Annotated in this window: 21 protein-coding genes and 1 tRNA gene; 13 read left to right on the plus strand and 9 right to left on the minus strand. The window is 71.9% G+C overall.

The window, feature by feature from the left end; translation table 11 throughout:
• The first annotated feature begins 7 nt into the window (after nt 1-7).
• Nucleotides 8-1,111: a WD40/YVTN/BNR-like repeat-containing protein gene (locus ACSSS0_RS14010; RefSeq protein WP_487228463.1), complete on the plus strand. Its 1,104-nt coding sequence runs from the start codon at nt 8-10 to the stop codon at nt 1,109-1,111.
• 2 nt (nt 1,112-1,113) lie between these two features.
• On the opposite strand, the gene ACSSS0_RS14015 is transcribed toward ACSSS0_RS14010, so the two are convergent.
• Nucleotides 1,114-2,445 carry an FAD-dependent oxidoreductase gene (locus ACSSS0_RS14015; RefSeq protein WP_487228464.1) on the minus strand — a complete coding sequence of 444 codons (1,332 nt, stop codon included), beginning with the start codon at nt 2,443-2,445 and terminating at the stop codon, nt 1,114-1,116.
• Nucleotides 2,446-2,602: 157 nt separating this feature from the next.
• On the opposite strand from ACSSS0_RS14015, the gene ACSSS0_RS14020 reads away from it, so the two are divergent.
• Both ACSSS0_RS14020 and ACSSS0_RS14025 read left to right on the plus strand, forming a co-directional pair.
• Nucleotides 2,603-2,815, plus strand: coding sequence for a hypothetical protein (locus ACSSS0_RS14020; RefSeq protein WP_435987325.1), 213 nt, complete (start codon nt 2,603-2,605; stop codon nt 2,813-2,815).
• Nucleotides 2,816-2,961: 146 nt separating this feature from the next.
• Nucleotides 2,962-3,975: a DNA topoisomerase IB gene (locus ACSSS0_RS14025; RefSeq protein ID WP_435987324.1), complete on the plus strand. Its 1,014-nt coding sequence runs from the start codon at nt 2,962-2,964 to the stop codon at nt 3,973-3,975.
• 78 nt (nt 3,976-4,053) lie between these two features.
• Here ACSSS0_RS14025 and ACSSS0_RS14030 read toward each other — a convergent pair whose 3' ends face one another.
• Nucleotides 4,054-4,542, minus strand: coding sequence for a pyridoxamine 5'-phosphate oxidase family protein (locus ACSSS0_RS14030; RefSeq protein WP_487228465.1), 489 nt, complete (start codon nt 4,540-4,542; stop codon nt 4,054-4,056).
• A 101-nt stretch (nt 4,543-4,643) separates the two neighbouring features.
• A complete protein-coding gene (locus ACSSS0_RS14035; RefSeq protein ID WP_487231208.1) occupies nt 4,644-6,053 on the minus strand; it encodes an MDR family MFS transporter in 1,410 nt (469 codons plus the stop codon).
• 299 nt (nt 6,054-6,352) lie between these two features.
• On the opposite strand from ACSSS0_RS14035, the gene ACSSS0_RS14040 reads away from it, so the two are divergent.
• Nucleotides 6,353-7,477, plus strand: a complete 1,125-nt coding sequence (locus ACSSS0_RS14040; RefSeq protein WP_487228466.1) for a glutamate--cysteine ligase — start codon at nt 6,353-6,355, stop codon at nt 7,475-7,477.
• A gap of 76 nt (nt 7,478-7,553) precedes the next feature.
• On the opposite strand, the gene ACSSS0_RS14045 is transcribed toward ACSSS0_RS14040, so the two are convergent.
• Entirely contained in the window at nt 7,554-8,261 is a 708-nt protein-coding gene (locus ACSSS0_RS14045) for a hypothetical protein (RefSeq protein ID WP_487228467.1), read from the minus strand.
• A gap of 146 nt (nt 8,262-8,407) precedes the next feature.
• Between ACSSS0_RS14045 and ACSSS0_RS14050 the strand changes: the two genes are divergently transcribed.
• The 7 genes from ACSSS0_RS14050 (at nt 8,408) to ACSSS0_RS14080 (ending at nt 11,770) form a co-directional block, all read left to right on the plus strand.
• Nucleotides 8,408-8,923 carry a DinB family protein gene (locus ACSSS0_RS14050; RefSeq protein WP_435987320.1) on the plus strand — a complete coding sequence of 172 codons (516 nt, stop codon included), beginning with the start codon at nt 8,408-8,410 and terminating at the stop codon, nt 8,921-8,923.
• 89 nt (nt 8,924-9,012) lie between these two features.
• Nucleotides 9,013-9,264, plus strand: coding sequence for a hypothetical protein (locus ACSSS0_RS14055; protein ID WP_487231231.1), 252 nt, complete (start codon nt 9,013-9,015; stop codon nt 9,262-9,264).
• Nucleotides 9,218-9,394, plus strand: coding sequence for a mycothiol transferase (locus tag ACSSS0_RS14060; protein WP_487228468.1), 177 nt, complete (start codon nt 9,218-9,220; stop codon nt 9,392-9,394). The genes ACSSS0_RS14055 and ACSSS0_RS14060 overlap by 47 nt, the downstream gene beginning before the upstream one ends.
• A 114-nt stretch (nt 9,395-9,508) precedes the next feature.
• Entirely contained in the window at nt 9,509-10,249 is a 741-nt protein-coding gene (locus ACSSS0_RS14065) for an SDR family oxidoreductase (protein WP_487228469.1), read from the plus strand.
• Nucleotides 10,246-10,491 (plus strand): hypothetical protein, encoded by a 246-nt coding sequence (locus ACSSS0_RS14070; protein WP_487228470.1) that lies wholly within the window; start codon nt 10,246-10,248, stop codon nt 10,489-10,491. Before ACSSS0_RS14065 ends, ACSSS0_RS14070 begins: the two co-directional genes overlap by 4 nt.
• Nucleotides 10,492-10,541: 50 nt before the next feature.
• On the plus strand, nt 10,542-11,423 hold the full coding sequence (locus ACSSS0_RS14075; protein WP_435987316.1) for an RNA polymerase sigma-70 factor: 882 nt from the start codon (nt 10,542-10,544) through the stop codon (nt 11,421-11,423).
• On the plus strand, nt 11,420-11,770 hold the full coding sequence (locus ACSSS0_RS14080) for a nuclear transport factor 2 family protein (RefSeq protein ID WP_487228471.1): 351 nt from the start codon (nt 11,420-11,422) through the stop codon (nt 11,768-11,770). The genes ACSSS0_RS14075 and ACSSS0_RS14080 overlap by 4 nt, the downstream gene beginning before the upstream one ends.
• A 98-nt stretch (nt 11,771-11,868) precedes the next feature.
• On the opposite strand, the gene ACSSS0_RS14085 is transcribed toward ACSSS0_RS14080, so the two are convergent.
• Both ACSSS0_RS14085 and ACSSS0_RS14090 read right to left on the minus strand, forming a co-directional pair.
• A tRNA-Pro gene (locus tag ACSSS0_RS14085) sits at nt 11,869-11,945 on the minus strand.
• A gap of 113 nt (nt 11,946-12,058) precedes the next feature.
• The gene (locus ACSSS0_RS14090) at nt 12,059-12,997 is read right to left on the minus strand and encodes a metallophosphoesterase (protein WP_487228472.1); all 939 of its coding nucleotides are present in this window, start codon (nt 12,995-12,997) and stop codon (nt 12,059-12,061) included.
• Between the two features lie 80 nt (nt 12,998-13,077).
• Here ACSSS0_RS14090 and ACSSS0_RS14095 point away from each other — a divergent pair, with 80 nt between their 5' ends.
• Entirely contained in the window at nt 13,078-13,533 is a 456-nt protein-coding gene (locus tag ACSSS0_RS14095; protein WP_487228473.1) for a GatB/YqeY domain-containing protein, read from the plus strand.
• 80 nt (nt 13,534-13,613) lie between these two features.
• Here ACSSS0_RS14095 and ACSSS0_RS14100 read toward each other — a convergent pair whose 3' ends face one another.
• A complete protein-coding gene (locus tag ACSSS0_RS14100) occupies nt 13,614-16,064 on the minus strand; it encodes a transglycosylase domain-containing protein (RefSeq protein WP_487228474.1) in 2,451 nt (816 codons plus the stop codon).
• Nucleotides 16,065-16,349: 285 nt separating this feature from the next.
• Here ACSSS0_RS14100 and ACSSS0_RS14105 point away from each other — a divergent pair, with 285 nt between their 5' ends.
• Complete coding sequence (locus ACSSS0_RS14105; protein WP_056761538.1) at nt 16,350-16,655, plus strand: WhiB family transcriptional regulator; 306 nt, start codon at nt 16,350-16,352, stop codon at nt 16,653-16,655.
• Nucleotides 16,656-16,726: 71 nt separating this feature from the next.
• On the opposite strand, the gene bagB is transcribed toward ACSSS0_RS14105, so the two are convergent.
• Nucleotides 16,727-17,902, minus strand: a complete 1,176-nt coding sequence (gene bagB, locus ACSSS0_RS14110; protein ID WP_435987311.1) for an ArsA family ATPase — start codon at nt 17,900-17,902, stop codon at nt 16,727-16,729.
• Nucleotides 17,899-18,963 carry an ATPase BagA gene (gene bagA, locus ACSSS0_RS14115; RefSeq protein WP_487228475.1) on the minus strand — a complete coding sequence of 355 codons (1,065 nt, stop codon included), beginning with the start codon at nt 18,961-18,963 and terminating at the stop codon, nt 17,899-17,901. Before bagA ends, bagB begins: the two co-directional genes overlap by 4 nt.
• Nucleotides 18,964-19,010 lie beyond the last annotated feature (47 nt).

The raw sequence follows: 19,010 nt of genomic DNA on the forward strand, positions 1-19,010 counted from the left end.
GGGAGGCATGAGACTCCCGACGCGATCCGTCCTGCTCGCAGCCGCCACCACCGCGCTCGTCGCCTCCGCGACCACTGCGTATGCCGTGTCGCCCGGTGCCGTGGGACGTGACGCTCCCGCGGGGGCCGGGGTGACGGCATACGGCTGGACCGTGACTCCGACCGGCACGACCGAGCGCTTCCGCGGGCTCGCGCCCGTCTCGCGACGCGTGGCGTGGGTGAGCGGCACCAACGGCACCGTGCTGCGCACCACCGACGGTGGCAGGACGTGGGGCGACGTCAGCCCCCAGGGGCTCGACACCGAGGCGCTGCAGTTCCGCGACATCGAAGCGGTCGACGCGCAGCACGCCGTCATCCTGTCGATCGGGGAGGGGGAGGACTCCCGCATCCTCGTCACCGACGACGGTGGTGCGAGCTGGACCGAGAGCTTCCGCAACAGCGACCCGGCCGCGTTCTACGACTGCATGGCGTTCAGCTCGCCGCGACGCGGTCTGGCGATGAGCGACCCCGTCGACGGGAGGTTCCGGCTCGTCGAGACCTCCGACGGTGGCCGCTCGTGGTCGCTCGTCGACCCGGCCGGGATGCCGGCGGCCCATGCGGGCGAGTTCGCCTTCGCGGCGTCGGGGACCTGTCTCTCCGCGGGTGTCGGCGGTCGCGCGTACCTCGTGAGCGGCGGCGTCGACCCGGCGCGCGTCTTCACCTCGGCCGACCACGGCCGCACGTGGACGGTCGCCGACAGCCCCGTCGCGGGCGGTGGGTCGGCCGGCATCTTCTCGGTCAGCTTCCGCGACGCCCGACGCGGCGTCGTCGTCGGTGGTGACTTCGCCGCTCCGACGGCCGCGGTCGACAACGCGGCCTGGACCACCGACGGCGGGCGCACCTGGACGAAGTCGACGACCAACCCGTCGGGATACCGGTCCGGGTCGGCGTGGGTGGCGCGCACGGCGCGCACCGTTCTGGCGGTGGGACCCTCGGGCTCGGACGTCTCGACCGACGGCGGCCGCACGTGGTCGACGTTCGACGCCGGCAGCTTCGACTCGGTCGAGTGCACGCACGACGGCGCCTGCTGGGCGTCCGGCGAGCAGGGCCGCGTCGGCGTCCTCACCCGCTGAGCTCAGGCGGGGGCGGCGGCAGCCACGACCTCGGCGAGCTCGTCGCGGGAGGGGCCGGGGTCGGGCGGCGGGCGCCAGCCGGTGCGGTAGACGGCGCGGGCCCGGTCCTCGACGGCATCGAGCGAGGACGGGAGAGCCTGCATCGAGACGTAGGGCCCGATGCCCGCACCGATCGACGGGTCCTGCGCTGCGGCCATCATGATGACGTCGGACGGCAGCCGGGCGGACAGGTCGATGTCGTCACCGGCCCAGCGGCGGGCGAGGGCGTGGTCCATCGTGATGTGGTCCTCGACCCAAGGCCGCATCCGGGCCTCGTCCCACGCGTCGAGCTCGTCGCCGATCGCCCCGACGTCGTCGCCGTGCTCGTCGACGAGGCGCAGCAGCTCGCCCACCTGCGTCAGCGACGTGGCCAGGCCCCGGCCGAAGTTCGGGGTCGTCGTGCACACCGAGTCACCGACGAAGACGAGCCCGGGCAGGGCGAGCGTGCCTGAAGGGCCGCGCTGACCGCGGTAGACGTTGAGCAGCGGGCCACCGGGCAGCACGTCGGTCACCGGCTCGGAGACGTCGGGGTCGGTCCATGCCCGGAGCCCCGGGATCGCGGTGGCCGCAGCCTCGAACGCCCGGGTGTGGCGCAGCGCCACGAGCTCGCGGTCGCCGGTCGAGCGGATGATGAGCGCGGAGAAGATCCCCTTCTCGTGGAGGAAGACGATGACGAGGTAGCCGACGTAGGTGCCCTGCCAGGCGATGGCGTTCGTCATCGGCGGGAGGGCGACGCCTGGCCGCAGGCGGTAGACCCGGTCGACGTAGGCGATGCCGCACTCACCGCCGACCCCCGGGGCGCGGAGGTGACGGTTGACCCGGCCGGAGCGGCCGGAGGCGTCGACGACGAGGTCGGCCTCGAGGTCGACGCCGTCGACGCGGACGCCCTGGGCGCGGCCCCGGCTCGTCGTGACGCCGTCGACGTGCCCGATGCGCACCTCGAGGCCCGCCTGCTCGAGCGCGGCGGCGCGGACGGCGCGCTCGAAGGTCTCGCGGCGCGAGCGCACCCCGCCGGGCACCGTGCGGCCGTCACCGAGCGGCAGCTCGACGGGTTCGCCACCCTGCGCCATCCAGGCGTCCCACACAGCGGGGGACTCGGCGCGGAGCACCTCGCCGACCTGGGGACGGAAGGCGTGCGCGTGGTGGAACTGCATGACCCCGCGCCGGGCCCAGTGACCGCCGTCGCCCGGCGGCCCGGGGTCACGGTCGACCGCGACGACCTGGTGCCCGCGGCGCGCGAGACCCATCCCCGTGACGAGGCCCGTGGGGCCACCGCCGATGACCGCGACCTTCACGACCACCACCCCCTCCGCCCTCTCCACAGTGGGAGGCGGGTCGGTCGTCGTCAAGCGGTTTGGCGCCGAAAGACACAGGTTCGCCTCGGGAAACGGTGGGTATGGTCGAAGAGGAAGCACGGCAACCACCTACTCGGGGCGATAGGTAATGAGACACGTGACCCCTCACGAATCACATCTGCAGAGCGACGGGTCGGTCTTCCCTCCCGTCACGCCCGACCCTCCTCTGCCGCCCGGTCAGGCGGAGATCAAGGTGCCCGACATGGTGCCGGTCGCCTCGCCCGACGGTCCCGACACCGAGGTGTCGACGCGCGAGACCACCGATGCGACCTCCGAGGTCGCGGGCGTGCGTCCCGACCCCGCCGGCTGACAAGCCGTCGGCCCGGCGCATCGCCCGGCGCCGCGGCCCGGTGCGGTGCGGTGCGGTCCGGTGCGGTTCGGTGCGGTTCGGTCCGGCGCGGTTGACCCACGACCCGGTGCGGGTATCTCCTCGGTGTGAGACTGCGCCGGAGCACCATGGACAAGCCCGGGATCCGTCGCGTGCGACGGGGCAAGGGCTTCAGCTACGTCGACGCCGACGGGAAGGCCGTCGACGCCGAGACGCGTGAGCGGGTCACTGCCCTCGTCATCCCGCCGGCCTGGCAGGACGTCTGGATCAGCCCGCACCCCAACGGCCACATCCAGGCCGTCGGCACCGACGACGCCGGGCGGCGCCAGTACCTCTACCACGAGGCGTGGCACGAGGCGCGGGGCCGCGAGAAGCACGACCGCGTGCTCGTGCTGGCGCGCAAGCTGCCGGCCTCGCGCAAGCAGATCGCAGCCGACCTGCGGACCAACGGCCTGACGAAGAAGCGGGTCACGGCCGCCGGTCTGCGGATGCTCGACGCCGGGCTCTTCCGCAGCGGCGGCGAGGAGTACGAGGCCGAGCACGGCTCCCACGGCGTCGCGACGCTGCTGCGCTCGCACGTCACGGTGAGCGGCGAGGACGTCACCTTCGAGTTCCCGGCGAAGTCCGGAGTCACCCGCGAGGCCGTCATGACCGACCAGCTCCTGGCGCGGATCGTGCTGTCCCTCAAGCGAAGTGGCTATCCGGGCGAGCGGCTCCTGGCCTACCGCGACACGAGCGGCTGGCACGAGCTGCGCTCGAGCGACCTCAACGTCGCGTTCAAGGAGCTCGTCGGCGAGGAGTACACCGTCAAGGACCTCCGCACCTGGGCGGCCACCGTGACGGCGGCCGTCGCGCTCGCGCGGACCGGCCCCGTCGACTCCGAGCGCGAGCTCAAGCGCGCCGAGAAGGACGCGATGAAGGTCGTCTCCGAGCACCTCGGCAACACACCTGCGGTCGCCCGCAGCTCCTACGTCGACCCCCGCGTCCTCGACGAGTATGCCGTCGGCCGCACCATCGCGCGCAGCCTGTCGCGCCTCACCAAGGCCGACCGCACGCGCCTGGAGCTCGGTGAGCTCGTCCGGGTGCGCGACCGAGACGCGCTCGAGCGGGCCGTCATGCGGCTCGTCAAGGGTGCTGCCTGACCGAGGTCCAATGGCACGTATGCCGCTGGGTCCCCTTCAACGCGAAGGGGACCCAGCGGCATACGCGGCTTCAGGCGGTCAGAGGTCGACGACCTCGTTGTCGCCCTCGAGCCGCTCGCCCGTCACCTTCGCCTTGACGAAGTTGGCGATCTGCGTGACCTTGGCGCCGGGGGAGTCCCAGTACTCTGCCGAGTCCGCGCTCACCTTGATGATGATGTTGTTGGGGTTCTCCGGGCCGCCCTCGAGCCAGGCACCCGTGAAGGTGTTCCACAGCTCGGCGAGCTTGGCGTTGTCGTCGACGATGGTCGCCGTGCCGGACAGCGACACCCACGAGCTCTGCGAGCTGTAGGCGACGTTGACCCGCGCGGGTGACTGGGCGGCGATGTCGCGGGCCTTGTGGCTGTCGCGCTCGGCGACGAAGAGCACGTCGCCGTCGAACTCGACCTCCTGCGTGGCCATCGGGTGGCTGACGAGGACGCCGTTGGAGTCCTCGTGCGTCAGCATCGCGATCCGGATGTCCTTGATCAGGTCGGCGACCTTCCGGGTGCCGTCGTCGTGCTCGCTCATCGCGTTCTCCTCGTCGTCGGGGTCGGTGACTCTGTCCCTCGCGACGTACCCGATGCCCTCGGGCGCTACTCGCTCCTGTCGAGGGTTGGCCGGGCTGCGGCTCAGGCCGTGGAGGCCTCGGCCTCGGTGACGACGCTCGAGTCGGCGTCGGACGAGCCGCCGTGGGCGACGTCCTCGGCGCGGGTGTGCGGCATGAGCAGCCCCGCGGCGATCGTGAGCACGGCGGCCACGAGCACGGCGAGGAAGACCGCCGTCGACCCGGCCTGCACCGCCTCGCTCGAGGCTGCGCCGCCCTGGGAGGCGATGACGGCGTTGGCGATGGCGCCGAAGATCGCGACGCCGACGGCGCTGCCCACCGAGCGCATGAACATGTTCGTGCCCGTGACGACGGCGCGCTCGTTCCACGGCACGGACGCCTGCGCCGCGATGAGCGTCGGCGTGGCGACGAGGCCGAGGCCGAAGCCCACGACGAGGCACGAGGCGGCCGTGGCCCAGACGTTCGGGGTGGCCGAGGTGAGCCACAGGGCCAGGGCGCCCAGGGTCGCGATGACGAGGCCGATGAGCGCCGTCGGGCGGAACCCGATGCGCATGTAGAGCCGTCCCGACTGCGAGGCCGAGATGGGCCAGCCGATGGTGAGAGCGGCGACCGCGAGCCCCGCCACGATGGGGGTGGCACCCGTCGACCGCTCGAGGAAGGTCGGCACGTAGGAGGTGAGCCCGACGAGCACCGCGCCGACGCCGATGCCGATGAGGCACGTCGCGACGATGAGCCGTCGGGTCAGCACCTCGAGCGGCAGGATCGGTTCGGCCGCCCGACGCTCGATGAACCCGAAGACGACGAGGAGCACGCCGCCGACGGCGAAGGAGCCGATGCTCTGCCACGAGCCCCACGCCCACGCCTGGCCGCCCTCGAGGACGGCGAGGATGAGCAGCGTCAGGGCCACCGTCAGCACGGTCGCCCCGGCGTAGTCGATGCGGTGCCGACGGCGCTCGACGGACTCGTCGTACGTGCGCCAGATCATGCCGGCGGCGAGCAGGCAGAACGGGATGTTGACGAAGAAGATCCAGCGCCACGAGGCGAACTGGGAGAAGACGCCGCCGAGCGTCGGGCCGACGACGGACGAGACGGCCCAGACGCTCGCGATGTAGCCCTGGGTCTTGGCGCGCTCGGCCACCGTGTAGATGTCAGCGGCGATGGTCGTCGTCATGGGCAGGACCGCCCCGGCGCCGAGCCCCTGCAGCGCCCGCATGACGATGAGTGAGCCCATGTCCCAGGCGAACCCGCAGAGGATGCTGCCGATGAGGAAGAGGCCGATGCCGACGAGGATGACCGGCTTGCGTCCGACCGTGTCGGCGAGCTTGGCGTAGACGGGGACCGACACCGCCTGCGCGAGAAGGTAGACCGAGAAGAGCCACGGGAACTGGGTCAGCCCGCCGAGGTCCGCGACGATGGAGGGGACCGCCGTGGCGAGGATCGTCGAGTCGAGCGCGATGAGCGACGTCGACAGCATGAGCGCGATGAGGATCGGCCCGCGTTCGGAGCGGAATCCCAAGGTGGACGAGGTCGACACGATCCTCCTGCTGGCGTTGGGGCGACAAAGAGGGACAACGCACGTGGGCGTCGTTCATTCCCGCCGCTCCGACATCCGGGACCTTCGATCCTGTCCGTGGGTGCGGGCCGCACGCCACACTGGTGACGCGGAGCAACGGGCGTATGCCGTCCGGTGCGGTCGGTGTCACCCGGCGCCGCCGGCGGGCAGCGAGCCACACGGCACACGTCCTCGGTCGTGCTCCCGGAAGGAGCGCCACGGTGCGGACCCTCGGTGTCGAGGAGGAGATGCTGCTCGTCGACGTCCACGACGGACGGCCACGGTCGGTCTCGGGGCAGCTGCTCGTGCGTGCCGCGCGCCGGCACCCGGAGCTCCCGGGCACGGGGGTGAACGGAGCCCTCGAGGAGGAGTTCCAGCAGCAGCAGATCGAGACGCACACGCCGCCCGCCGGCGACCTCGACACGCTGCGCGCGGAGGTGCGGCACTGGCGGGCGGAGGCCGTCGCGGCGGCCCGGGGGACCGGGTCGAGCGTCGCTGCCCTCGCCACCTCGCCGCTGCCCGTGCGCCCCATCGCCGTGACGTCACCGCGATACGCGTGGCTGGAGGAGCGCTACCGGCTGACCGCCCGCGAGCACCTGATCTGTGGCTGCCACGTCCACGTGTCCGTCGACGGCGACGAGGAGGGGGTCGGCGTCCTCGACCGCATCCGCGTGTGGCTGCCGACGCTGCTCGCCCTCAGTGCGAACTCGCCCTACTGGAACGGCGAGGACTCCGGCTACGCGAGCTACCGGAGCCAGATGCTCGCGAGGTGGCCGTCCTGGGGTCCGACGAGCTGTTTCGGGTCGGCCGACGCCTACCACCGGCTCGTGCGCGGCATGGTGCTGTCGTCGGTGATCCTCGACGAGGGGATGGTCTACTTCGTCGCCCGGCTCGCGCAGCACTACCCCACCGTCGAGGTCCGGGCCGCCGACGTGTGCTTCACCGTCGAGGAGGCCGTCGTCGTCGCCGCCCTGTGCCGCGGCCTCGTCGAGACGGCCGCGCAGGAGTGGGCACAGGGCCAGGCGCCCCCTGACGTGTCGACGACGATGGTCCGCCTCGCGACGTGGCAGGCCGGGCGCGATGGCATGGAGGGCCGGCTGCTCGACTGGCGGACCGGTCTGCCCGTGCCGAGCTGGTCGGTGCTCGACTCCCTCCTCGACCACGTCGGCCCGGCACTGGAGGCGGCGGGCGACCTCGCCGTCGTGCAGGACGGGCTCGCGCGGGTGCGCGAGGAGGGCAACGGGGCCGTGCGGCAACGCAGGATGCTGGCGCGGACCGGGCAGCTCGTCGACGTCGTCGCCGAGTCGGTGCGCACGACCGCGGCGCACGGCGGGCGGCAGGCCTGACGTCCCGCGCGTCGGTCAGTGGTGTCAGCCAGGGGTGTCAGCCAGGGGTGTCAGCCAGTGGTGTCAGCCAGTGGTGTCAGCCATGGGTCGGGAAGCGCTCGTCGTCGTTCGGGCCGGCGAAGACCCGACGCGCGATCTCCATGTGGCCGACGACGTAGGCGACGCCCGACAGGGTCCCCACGACGGCGACGACGGCGGTGCCCGCACCGGCGATGTCGGCGACGAGGGCGCCCAGGGTGCCGGCCACGAGGCCGTTGACGACCATGAGGAAGAACGCGGTGCTGCCGACGATGTGCAGCACGAGGTTGCGCCGGTAGCCCAGCGAGTACGTCTGCATGAGCCCGCGCTCGTCGTCGTGGATCGAGGCCGTGAGGTAGGGCGCGATCTCCGGGGCGAGCTCGACGTAGGCGTGGCGCAGGCGGTTCATGGCCCGGACCAGGTCGGCGTCCTCCCGGCTCGCGAGGTTGACCCGGATCGCGGTGAGCGAGCCCATGACGAGGGCCGCCGACGCGAAGCCGATGGCCATGACCCGGAACGGCGTGCCGAAGCCGGTGGCCTGTGCGGTCAGCGCGAGGACGACGAGGAAGGCCGACACGACGGTGAGGTAGATCGTGATCCGGCTCATGATCTCCGACCACGTCATGGAGCGCGTGCCGAGCAGGCTCCAGTGCTCCGTCGAGAGAAAGACCGGCAGACCGGGCGACGTCGAGTCGCTCAGGCGCGGTGGGGTGCCGGGTCCCTCGGGGTCGGCGGGCTGGCCTGCCGAAGGCGGCTCGTCGCTCATCGCGGTCTCCGTCCGTGGAAGGGGCCGGACGCCGGGCCGGCACCTCCGCACCAGTGTCGCGCCGGGTCGGGCACGACACACGCAGTTTTCGGCCGGTGGCGGCAGGTCACGCCGGCGTCCCCCCGCTCGGCTGTCAGGATGGCGCGATGACGTGGATCGCGCCGGAGGTGTCCCTGCCGCAGTTCGAGCCCGTGGGAGACGAGCGGACGCTGCTCGAGGCCCGGCTCGGCTGGCGGCGGGCGGTGCTGCTCGACACGTGCGCCGGGCTGACCGGCGAGCAGCTGGCGCAGCGCTCCGTCCCGCCGTCCGACCTGTCGCTGCTCGGGCTCGTCAGGCACATGGCCAAGGTCGAGCGCGGGTGGTTCCGCGAGTTCGTCGGCGGTGAGGACCTCGAGCCGATGTACGACCCCGCCCTCGGGCCCGACGCCGACTTCGAGGACCTCGACCCCGCACGGGCGCAGACCGACTACGAGCGGCTGGTGGCGGAGTGCCGGCTCGCCGAGGCGGCGCTCGCGACGGTCTCCCTGGACGACGTCATCACCACCGAGGGTGGGACGTGGTCGGTGCGGGCCGTCGTGGGCCACATGATCTCGGAGTACGCCCAGCACAGCGGGCACGCCGACCTGCTGCGCGAGTGCATCGACGGCCGGACGCACAGGTAAGGGGTCGAAGCCGTTCGCGACTCACCCTTGACGCACCCCCGGACGGCTGGAGGAGGATTCAGGTGAACCGTCTGGTCCCTGGAGGAAGAATGTCCGATCACACGATCGCGTCCGACCACGAGCACGTTCCTGACGACGGCTGCGAGACGGTCGAGCATGGCGACCACCTCGACCACGTCCATGGCTCCGAACGTCACGCGGAGCGGGCGGTCCACACCGACCACGGCCACGTCCACGCCGAGGGTGACGGGTGCGAGACGGTCCAGCACGGCAACCACGTGGATCACCTGCACGATGGGCACCGCCACTACCAGCACGGCGACCACGTCGTCGAACACTGAGACCCCACATCTGCTGCACGGGCGCAGGTCCGTGCGGGCCGTCGTGGGCCACATGATCTCGGAGCACGCCCAGCACAGCGGGCACGCCGACCTGCTGCGCGAGTGCATCGACGGCCGGACGCACCGGTAGGGGCTCGACGACGGCCCGGAGCGGACCCGGTTCACCTGGGCCTGTCACAGATCGGGGGGCTGTCCGGTCTTGTCTGTCGGAGGCGCCACCCGGGCGCCCGACAGGAGGACTCCCATGAAGATCGTGGTCATCGGCGGCACCGGACTCATCGGCTCGAAGCTCGTGCGCAGGTTCGAGGCGCACGGGCACGAGGCGCTGGCGGCATCGCCCGCGACCGGCGTCAACACGCTGACCGGTGAGGGGCTGGCCGCCGCCCTCGTCGGGGCGTCGGTCGTCGTCGACATGGCGAACTCGCCGTCGTTCGAGCGGGACGCCGTGCTCGACTTCTTCGAGACGTCGACCGGCAACGTGCTCGAGGCGGAGAAGGCGGCCGGCGTCGCCCACCACGTCGGCCTCTCGATCGTCGGCACGGACCGGCTGCCCGGGAACGACTACTTCCGCGCCAAGATCGCCCAGGAACGGCTCATCGAGAGCTCGGGCATCCCGTGGTCGATCGTGCACGCGACCCAGTTCTTCGAGTTCGTGCCCGCCATCGCCGACACTGCGGAGGTCGACGGACAGGTGCGTATGCCGTCCGCCGCGTTCCAGCCCATCGCCGGTGACGACGTGGCCGATGCGCTGGCCCGCGTCGCGGTGGGTGCGCCGCTGGGCGGGCGACTCGAGATCGCCGGCCCCGACCGGGCGCCGATGGACGCCTTCTTCCGCGAGGCGCTCGTTGCGCTGGGCGACCCGCGGCCGGTCGTCACCGACCCGCTCGCGCCCTACTTCGGGTCCGTGCTCGAGACCGACAGCCTCGTGCCCGTGGGCCCGGCCCAGCTCGGGCGTGTCCACTACGCCGACTGGCACCGCTCGTGACCGGGCTGCTCGGGGACGGCGGGCGTGGCGACGACCGGGACGGTCTCGACCGGCTCGTCGCGCTCGAGGCGGAGGTCCGGGTCGAGCTGGCCGTGGCGGACGCGAGCCCGGCCCTCGGAGCGTTCTCCTCGCCCGAGAGCGAGTGGCTCGTCGACCCGGCCGAGGTCCAGACCGAGCAGACTGGGCTGCGCAGCCTGCTCGGTGCCGTCCAGGCCCTGGAGGCGGGCCGGGACCCGCGGTGAGGGTTCGGGTGGGTGCGAGCGGGTGTGGTCCACGACGTGAGGAGGCGGCGGTGACGACGGAGCTGCCGGAGCCCGGGCTCGACGACGCCGTGCGGACCTTCGCCGCGGTGCGTCCGCGTCTCTTCGGCATCGCCTACCGCATGCTCGGCAGCGCGACGGAGGCCGAGGACCTCGTCCAGGACGTCTGGGTGCGCTGGCAGACGGCGCCGCGCGAGGAGGTCGACAACCCGGCCGCCTACCTCGCCACGGCCACGACCCGGCTCGCCATCAACGCGCTCCAGTCCGCGCGGGCCCGGCGGGAGACGTACGTCGGCCCGTGGCTGCCCGAACCGGTCGACACGAGCGCCGATCCCTACCTCGGCGCCGAGCGGGGGGAGGCCCTGGAGTTCGCCGTGCTGACGCTGCTCGAGCGCCTCACGGCGAACGAGCGGGCGGCGTACGTGCTGCGGGAGGCGTTCGACTACCCCTATGCCCAGATCGCGGACGTGCTCCAGCTCAAGGAGCCCGCGGTGCGCCAGCTCGTCAGCCGGGCACGCCGACGCATCGCGGGCGAGCGCCGCGCGAGCGTGAGCCGCAGGGACCAGCAGCAGCTGCTCGTCGCCTTCGTCGACGCGGCGAGGTCGGGCGACCTCGCCGCCCTCGAGGATCTCCTCGCCGCCGACGTGACGAGCACGTCCGACGGTGGGGGCGTCGTGCGCGCCTCGCGCTTCGCCGTGCAGGGGGCGACGCGGGTGGCGAGGTACGTCCGCGCCTTCCACGACCGCTTCTGGGTCGGCATCGACGTCGAGGTCGCGACGGCGAACGGCCGGCCGGCCGCGTTGTTGCGCCGCGACGGCGTGCTCGAGGTCGTCCTCGTCGTCGACGCGTCGGAGGAGGGGATCGACCGGATCAGCTGGGTGATGAACCCGCACAAGCTCGTAGCGCTGGCGTGAGCACCGGCCGCTGGGCCGACGCGCTCGCCGGTGGTGATCTCGACGCGCTGGCGGCCACGATGCACCGGGACGTCGTGCTCGTCAGTGACGGCGGCGGCCGGGTGGTGACGCCCCTGCGTCCGGTCCGAGGCGCCGCATCCGTGGCGCGGATGGTGTCGACGGCGGTCGGGGACGCACCGGGTCGCGCCCTCACGGTCGAGCAGGTGAACGGACGGCCGGCCGTGGTCGTGCGCCGGTCGGGGCGAGCGTGCGCCGTCGTCGTCGCCGAGGTCGACGGGGCACTCGTCGTCCGGGTGTGGCTCGTGCTCAACCCGGACAAGCTGGTCCGCTGGCACGCGCCTCGATGAGGTCGGACGGTCGGGGTGGCTGGACGCCGTCGCGCCGCCCCCGGCACGACGAAGGGCCTGCTGGAGCGACATCGTCGTCTCCAGCAGGCCCTTCGCGATGGTCGGGGTGACAGGATTTGAACCTGCGACCTCTTCGTCCCGAACGAAGCGCGCTACCAAGCTGCGCCACACCCCGGTGCTGCAGCTACCCCTGATCCGTGGACCGGAGGCAGCAAGCAGAGATGCTAGCGCAGGCCCCCGCCCATCTCCGAATCGGGCTCGTCGACCGCCGCGAGACCCGCAACCGCGTCAGCCCTGGGAGCGGGGGACGAGCGTCAGGAGGGTCGCCTCGGGACGGCAGGCCAGGCGTACGGGAGCGGTGGGCGCCGTGCCCAGACCGGCGGACACCTCGAGCCACGCGGCGCCCTCAGGAGCCTCGGACGACGGCGTCGAGCCGGCGCCCGGCCACCAGCGCGACAGGCCCTTGACACGGCCGGTGTCGAGGTCGCAGTTCGTCACGAGGGCGCCGTAGCCGGGCACGCAGACCTGGCCGCCGTGGGTGTGCCCGGCGACGATGAGGTCGGCGCCGTCGCTCGCGTACGCGTCGAGCACCCGCTGGTAGGGCGCGTGCGTCACGCCGAGGGTCACGTCGGCGTCGGGCGAGGCGGGACCGCGCACGAGGTCGAGGCGGTCGTAGCCGAGGTGCGGGTCGTCTACACCGCGGACGTCGATGCGCAGGCCGCGCACCGTGAGCGAGTCACGTCGGTTCGTCAGGTCGACCCAGCCACAGGAGCCGAGCCCGCGAACGAGGTCGGCTGTGGGCAGACGCTGCGTCGTGCCGATGCCCCTGGCGAAGTTGCGCGTCAGGTAGCCGAGGGGGTTCTTCAGCTTCGGCGCGAAGTAGTCGTTGGACCCGAGGACGAAGACGCCCGGGACGCCGAGGAGCAGGTCGTACGCGTCGAGCAGCGAGGGCACCGCGTCGGGCGCCGCGATGTTGTCGCCGGTCGTGATGACGAGGTCGGGGTCGAGCGAGGCGAGGCTGTGCACCCACGTCCGCTTCGCGCGCTGGCGCGGCAGCAGGTGCAGGTCGGACAGGTGCAGCACCCGCAGCGGCTCGGCGCCGTCCGGCAGCACCGGCACGTCGAAGCGACGCAGCACGAAGGCGTTGCGCTCGACGAGCGAGGCCCAGCCGAGCACCCCGGCGCCGGCGATCCCCAGGCCCAGGACGGTCTTGGTCACGGCACGCATGGGGCCCATCCTCGCACCCGTCGGCACGACCCCCGACAAACCGGTCGGGGCCCGCGTCCCCGACCTGACAGACTGGCCCCATGAGCACCCTCAAGGAGCAGCTGAAGTCCGACCTCACGTCCGCGATGCGCGAGCGCGACCAGGTCCGGGCCGGCTCGCTGCGGATGGCCCTCACCGCCGTCACCAACGAGGAGGTCGCCGGCACCGAGCACCGCGAGCTGACCGACGACGACGTGCTCAAGGTCCTCACCAAGGAGGCCAAGAAGCGTCGTGAGGCCGCGACGGCATACGTCGGCGCGGGTCGTCCGGAGCTCGCCGCCAAGGAGGAGGCCGAGCTCGCCGTGCTCGAGGCCTACCTCCCGAAGCAGCTCGGCGACGACGAGCTCGAGTCGATCGTGCGCGAAGCCGTCACCGCCTCCGGCGCCAGCGGTATGCCGCAGATGGGCCTCGCGATGAAGGCCGCGAACGCTGCCGTGGCGGGTCGCGCCGAGGGTGGGCGCGTCGCCGCCATCGTGCGCCGGGTCCTCGCGGGCTGACCGACGCGCCTCACGCGTGGGTCGTGGCGTCCACGACGAAGGCCCGACGCGGATCGCGTCGGGCCTTCGTCATGGCTGGGTCAGCCGCGTCCTGGCGGCTTGGTCGGTTTGCCGCCGGGTTTGCCCGGACCGGTGCCACCGCCACCACCGCCACCACCGCCACCGCCGCCACCGCCGCCACCCGGACTGATGACGGTCGTCTGCGGCTGGGGGAGCTGCTGTCGGTCCCCGCCGCGTGAGGTGTAGATCGTCACGAAGCTGCCACTGGCCGCTCGGCCGTAGGGCGAGGTGCCCGCGACGAGACCGTTCGGCACGGACGAGCTCATCGTGCCGCCGACGCCGGCGGAGAAGCCGGCGGCCTGGAGCGTGGAGATGGCGTCGCTCACCGACATGCCGGTGACGCTCGGGATGTCGACCTGGTCGCCCTTGAGCAGCTTGTCCGACGGGTCCTTGAACTTGATCTCGGGCTCACCGTCGAGGGCCTTGTTCATGATGCCCTTCCAGATCGGTGCCGCGATCTTGGCGCCGTGCATGACGTCGACGAAACGGTCGCCGATCTGGAGGTCCTTCATGACGCGCTTGTTGCCGTCGTCGGGCGTGCCCACCCATACCGCCGTCGCGAGCTGCGGCACGTAGCCGGCGAACCAGGACTCGTTGTTGCCGTTGGCCGTGCCGGTCTTGCCGGCGGACTCGCGCTTGCCGTCGTCGAGCTGGTTGAGGATGCCCGAGCCGTGGGTCATGTTGTACTCGAGGAACTTGTCGGTGGCGCGCACGGCGTCGGGGTCGACGACCTGCTCGCACTTCGTGGCCGGGAGGGCGATGTTCTTGCCCCCCTGCGTGATCTTCGTGATCGCGACGACCGGGCACTTCTTGCCGTCGGCGGCGAGGGTGGCGTAGGCCTGGGCGACGCCCTGCGGGGAGACCTCGGTGGCGCCGAGGACGTAGGCGGGGGCGTACGGCGGGATCTCTCCACCGTCGGCGCGGTGCAGGCCGAGGCGCATGACGGTGTCACGGACCTTGCAGCCGCCGAGCTGCTCGGCGAGGGCGATGAACGCGGTGTTGGTCGACTTCGCGGTCGCCTCCATGAGCGAGATCTTGCCGCCGCCGAAGGGGCTGTCGTTGTAGACCTTCCACGTGCCGCCGGGACCGCAGCCCTTCTTGATGCCGCCGGGCCACTCGGAGGGTTTGTAGGTGGCCTGCTGGTTGCCGCCGGCGCCCTTCGCGTTGACGGAGGACGTGGTGTTCATGCCGGACTCCATGGCCGTCACGAGCGCGAACGCCTTGGCCGTCGAGCCGAACTGGAAGCCGCTCGAACCGCCGTACTTCTTGTCGAGCGCCCAGTTGACGCCGGTCTTGCCGAGGGTCTGCTTGCCGACGGTGTACTCGGTGTTCTGGGCGAAGGCCAGGACCTTGCCGGTGCCGGGCTCGGTGACGTAGGCGGCCGCGCCCACCTTGGACTTGTCGCCGATCGGGACGTTCTTGGTGACCTCGCGCTGGGCGATCCGCTGGATGCGCGGGTCGAGGGTCGTCGTGATGGTGACGCCGCCGCGGTAGAGGGTGCGCTTGCGCTCCTCGACCGTCTTGCCGAGCTGCGGCATCGAGAGGGCGTAGTTGACGATGAAGTCGCACCAGTAGGGGTACGGCGAGGCGAGGCACGTGCTCTTCGGCTGCGTGACGCGCATGTCCTGCTTGAGCGTGCGCTTCTTGGCGGCCTGCCACTGCTTGTCGGTGATGCGGCCGAGCTCGTGCATGCGGTCGAGCACGACGTTGCGTCGGGCCAGGGCCTTCTTCGGGAAGTTCACCGGGTCGGTGGTGCCGGGGTTCTGCGTCAGGCCGGCGAGGAGCGCGGCCTGCGACAGGGAGAGCTTGCTCGCCGAGACGCTGAAGTAGTGCTGGGCCGCGGCCTCGACGCCGTAGGCGCGGTCGCCGTAGTAGACGAGGTTGAGGTAGCCCTCGAGGATCTGGTCCTTCGTCAGCTTCTTCTCCAGCGTGATGGCGTACTTCAGCTCCTTGAGCTTGCGCATGTAGTCCTTCTTGACGGCCTCGGCGGCCGCCTCCTCGTTGCCGGAGCTGAGGGCGGAGTACTGGAGCGAGATCTTGACGTACTGCTGGGTGAGCGACGAGGCACCGACCGAGGAGCCGTTGCGCAGGTTGGAGATGACCGCGCGGGCGGTGCCCTGGATGTCGATGCCGCCGTGGTCGTAGAAGCGGTGGTCCTCGATCGCGATCTGGGCCTCACGCATGATCGGCGCGATCTTCTCGAGCGGCACGATGGTGCGGTTCTGCTCCTGTGGCGTCGCGATGACGGTGCCGTCGGCGGCGAGGATGCGTGACGTCTGGGCCAGCGGGTCGGTCGTGAACTCGCTCGGGAGCTCGTTGAAGACGTCGACGCCGCTGCGTGCGAGCGCGCCGGTGGCGCCCACCGCGGGCATCACCAGGCCGGCGGCGAGCAGTCCGAGCACGAGCGCGGACGCGAGAAACGCGCCGAGCAGGCTGATGACGCCACCGATCGAGGTAGTGCGTGAAGACATGGGCCCAAGGGTAACCGCTCACCCTATGGCCACCGGATCTCAGCGGCCACCCGGGTCTGCAGGTGTCCCGAACGGCCCGCTCCCGCGCCTGGATGACCATGGCTCCGGTGTCCAGGTGACTAGTCACCGTCTCAACTAAATGGTCCATAGAGCCTATGTCGGGCCGGGCCCGGTGCTCGTAATGTCTCGTTTGGGCCTTAGGGGGGTCCACATGATCAGGATCGGTGGGACGGTCCGCGGTCAGTCCGGATGTCATGGGAGGCGCCGGGCGGGGAGGGGTAAACAATGAGTGCTGTCGCAATCGTGGATCCGTGGGTGGACGAGTGGGCCAGTCAGGCCAGCTGTTCAGGCACGGACCCGGATGCTCTGTTCGTCCGAGGCAAGGCCCAGCACGACGCGAAGGCCGTCTGCAAGACGTGTCCTGTGCTCGCGCAGTGCCTGGCCGAGGCTCTCGACAACCGGACCGAGTTCGGCGTCTGGGGAGGCATGACCGAGCGCGAGCGCCGGGCCCTGCTCCGCAAGCGTCCGGACATCACGTCCTGGAAGTCGGCGCTCCGTGCGGGCATGGCCTCACAGGTCAAGCACGACTGAGCCGGCTCCACACCGACCGGTCACCGGTCGGCCCACGTCATACGTGAGCGGGGTCGCCACCCGAGGGTGGGTCACGACCCCGCTAACGCATGCCCGATCTCGCGCAGGCCGTCGAGGTCGTGGACGTCGCGTCCCAGCGCCGGCACCTGCACCACGGGTATGCCGGGGTGTGACCGTGAGAAGCGGTCCGCGAGCTCACGCTGTCGCTCGGCCGTGCGCACGAGGGACGCGTGCAGCCGCAGCAGTCCGGCGGCGTTCGACGCCGACTTCGGGCCGCCGCTCTCCTCGAGCGACTCCGCGGCCGCGAGCGCGCGCGACGGGGTGACCCCCGTCGCCGAGACACGACCGATCCGGTTGACGACGAGCCCGGCGAGCGGCATACCGTCCGCTTCCAGGCGGTCGACGAAGTAGGACGCCTCACGGAGCGCGTCGCGCTCGGGTGCGGCGACGACGAGGAAGGCCGTGCCGTCCTCGGAGAGCAGGCGGTACGTCTCGTCGGCGCGCTCGCGGAAGCCGCCGAACATCGTGTCGAGCGCGTTGACGAACGTCTGCACGTCGCTGAGCATCTGCCCGCCGAGGATCTTCGTCATGGTCGAGGTCACGATCTGCACGCCGACGCCGAAGACCTTGAGGCCGGCGCGGCCGCCTGCCTTGGCCGGCGCGGTGAGCAGGCGGATGAAGCGTCCGTCGAGGAAGCTGCCCAGCCGGTTGGGGGCGTCGAGGAAGTCGAGGGCCGAGCGCGACGGCGGGGTGTCGACGACGATGAGGTCCCACGGGGCGTCCTCGGTGCCGGCGCTCGCCTTGAGCTGGCCGAGCTTCTCCATCGCCATGTACTCCTGCGTGCCCGCGAACGAGCTGCTCACGGCCTGGTAGAAGGGGTTGGCGAGGATCTGCTCGGCCTTGCCCGGCTCGGAGTGGGCGATGACGACCTCGTCGAAGGTCCGCTTCATGTCGAGCATCATCGCGTGGAGGCTGCCACCCGCCGACGTGTCGATGTCGGTGACGGGGCGCGGCGTGTTGTCGAGCTCGGTGAGCCCGAGCGACTGGGCCAGGCGACGCGCCGGGTCGATGGTCAGGACGACGACCTTGCGGCCCGACTCGGCGGCGCGCAGACCGAGGGCCGCGGCGGTCGTGGTCTTGCCGACGCCGCCGGAGCCGCAGCAGACGACGATCTGTGTCGCCGGGTCGTCGATGAGGGCGTCGACGTCGAGGGCGGGAGCCTTGGTCGAGACCGGGCCGGGGCTCATGCGTCGATCCGGTCGGTGTCGCCGTGCGGGCCGGCGGGCGGCGCGGCGTGTCGGGCGAAGAGCGGGACGAGGAGGTCGGCGAGCTCGCGGACCGAGCCCGAGTCGACCCCGCCGGGCAGGGCGGGCAGCTCGGTGATCGGCAGGCCCGTGGCCTCGAGGAGGGCGAGCTGCTCGCGCTCGAGGTCGATGCGCTGGGCGTGGTCGCGGGCCTCCTCGAGCAGGCCGTCGACGAGCTCTGGCGTGGCCCGGACGCCGGCCTCGCCGAGCTGGGTGCGGATCGAGGCCTTGTGCAGCCGACCCTCGCGGGCCTGCGCGAGCGCCGTGTCGTCGAGGAGGGGCTCGCGCACCATGTTGACGATGATCGCGCCCGGGTGCAGGCCCTTGGCGCGGAGGTCGTCGATGGCCTCGAGCGTCTCCTGCACGGGCATCTCCTCGAGGAGGGTCACGAGGTGCACGACGGTCTGCTCGGACTCGAGCAGGCGGGTGATCGAGCCGGCCTGCGAGGCGATCGGGCCGACGCGGGCGAGGTCGGCGACCTCGGAGTTGACCGAGAGGAACCGGCCGATGCGGCCCGTCGGCGGGGCGTCGAGGACGATGCCGTCGTAGACGGGGGCGGCGTCGCCCTTGTGCCTGCCGTCCCTGCGCCGCCGGTTCGCCTCGTAGATCTTGCCGATGAGCAGGACGTCACGGACGCCTGGCGCGATGGTCGTCGCGAAGTCGATGGCGCCGAACTTCTCGAGGAGCTTGCCGGCGCGGCCGAGCTTGTAGAAGAGCTGGAGGTACTCGAGGAGGGCGGCCTTGGGCTCGATCGACAGGCCGACGACCTCGCCGCCACCCGGGAGACGCACGATGCGGGTCTCGTCGGTGCCGAGCGGGGGCACGTCGAAGGTCTGGCTGATGCCCTGTCGCCCCTCGACCTCGGTCAGCAGCACGTGGGCCGGCGTCGACGCGAGGGCCAGGGCGATCGCGGAGGCGACGGTGGTCTTGCCCGTGCCGCCCTTGCCGGTGACGACGTGCAGCCGCGCTCGCGCCCAGGAGGGGTCGGTGGGGCCGGTCGTCACCCCTCCACCTTAGGGCGCGCCGCACGGGACACCCCCCGCCGCGGGCC

Source organism: Terrabacter sp. R4-6, from assembly GCF_057529065.1.

Bases quoted from the DNA above. Each gene is read 5' to 3' on its own strand.
- ACSSS0_RS14045 (WP_487228467.1), bottom strand. From the start codon at position 8,261: ATGAGCGACGAGCCGCCTTCGGCAGGCCAGCCCGCCGACCCCGAGGGA.
- ACSSS0_RS14025 (WP_435987324.1), top strand. From the start codon at position 2,962: ATGGACAAGCCCGGGATCCGTCGCGTGCGACGGGGCAAGGGCTTCAGC.
- ACSSS0_RS14055 (WP_487231231.1), top strand. From the start codon at position 9,013: ATGTCCGATCACACGATCGCGTCCGACCACGAGCACGTTCCTGACGAC.
- ACSSS0_RS14105 (WP_056761538.1), top strand. From the start codon at position 16,350: ATGAGTGCTGTCGCAATCGTGGATCCGTGGGTGGACGAGTGGGCCAGT.
- ACSSS0_RS14035 (WP_487231208.1), bottom strand. From the start codon at position 6,053: ATGCTGTCGACGTCGCTCATCGCGCTCGACTCGACGATCCTCGCCACG.
- ACSSS0_RS14100 (WP_487228474.1), bottom strand. From the start codon at position 16,064: ATGTCTTCACGCACTACCTCGATCGGTGGCGTCATCAGCCTGCTCGGC.
- ACSSS0_RS14065 (WP_487228469.1), top strand. From the start codon at position 9,509: ATGAAGATCGTGGTCATCGGCGGCACCGGACTCATCGGCTCGAAGCTC.
- ACSSS0_RS14060 (WP_487228468.1), top strand. From the start codon at position 9,218: ATGGGCACCGCCACTACCAGCACGGCGACCACGTCGTCGAACACTGAG.
- ACSSS0_RS14030 (WP_487228465.1), bottom strand. From the start codon at position 4,542: ATGAGCGAGCACGACGACGGCACCCGGAAGGTCGCCGACCTGATCAAG.
- ACSSS0_RS14010 (WP_487228463.1), top strand. From the start codon at position 8: ATGAGACTCCCGACGCGATCCGTCCTGCTCGCAGCCGCCACCACCGCG.
- ACSSS0_RS14090 (WP_487228472.1), bottom strand. From the start codon at position 12,997: ATGCGTGCCGTGACCAAGACCGTCCTGGGCCTGGGGATCGCCGGCGCC.
- ACSSS0_RS14095 (WP_487228473.1), top strand. From the start codon at position 13,078: ATGAGCACCCTCAAGGAGCAGCTGAAGTCCGACCTCACGTCCGCGATG.
- ACSSS0_RS14050 (WP_435987320.1), top strand. From the start codon at position 8,408: ATGACGTGGATCGCGCCGGAGGTGTCCCTGCCGCAGTTCGAGCCCGTG.
- bagB (WP_435987311.1), bottom strand. From the start codon at position 17,902: ATGAGCCCCGGCCCGGTCTCGACCAAGGCTCCCGCCCTCGACGTCGAC.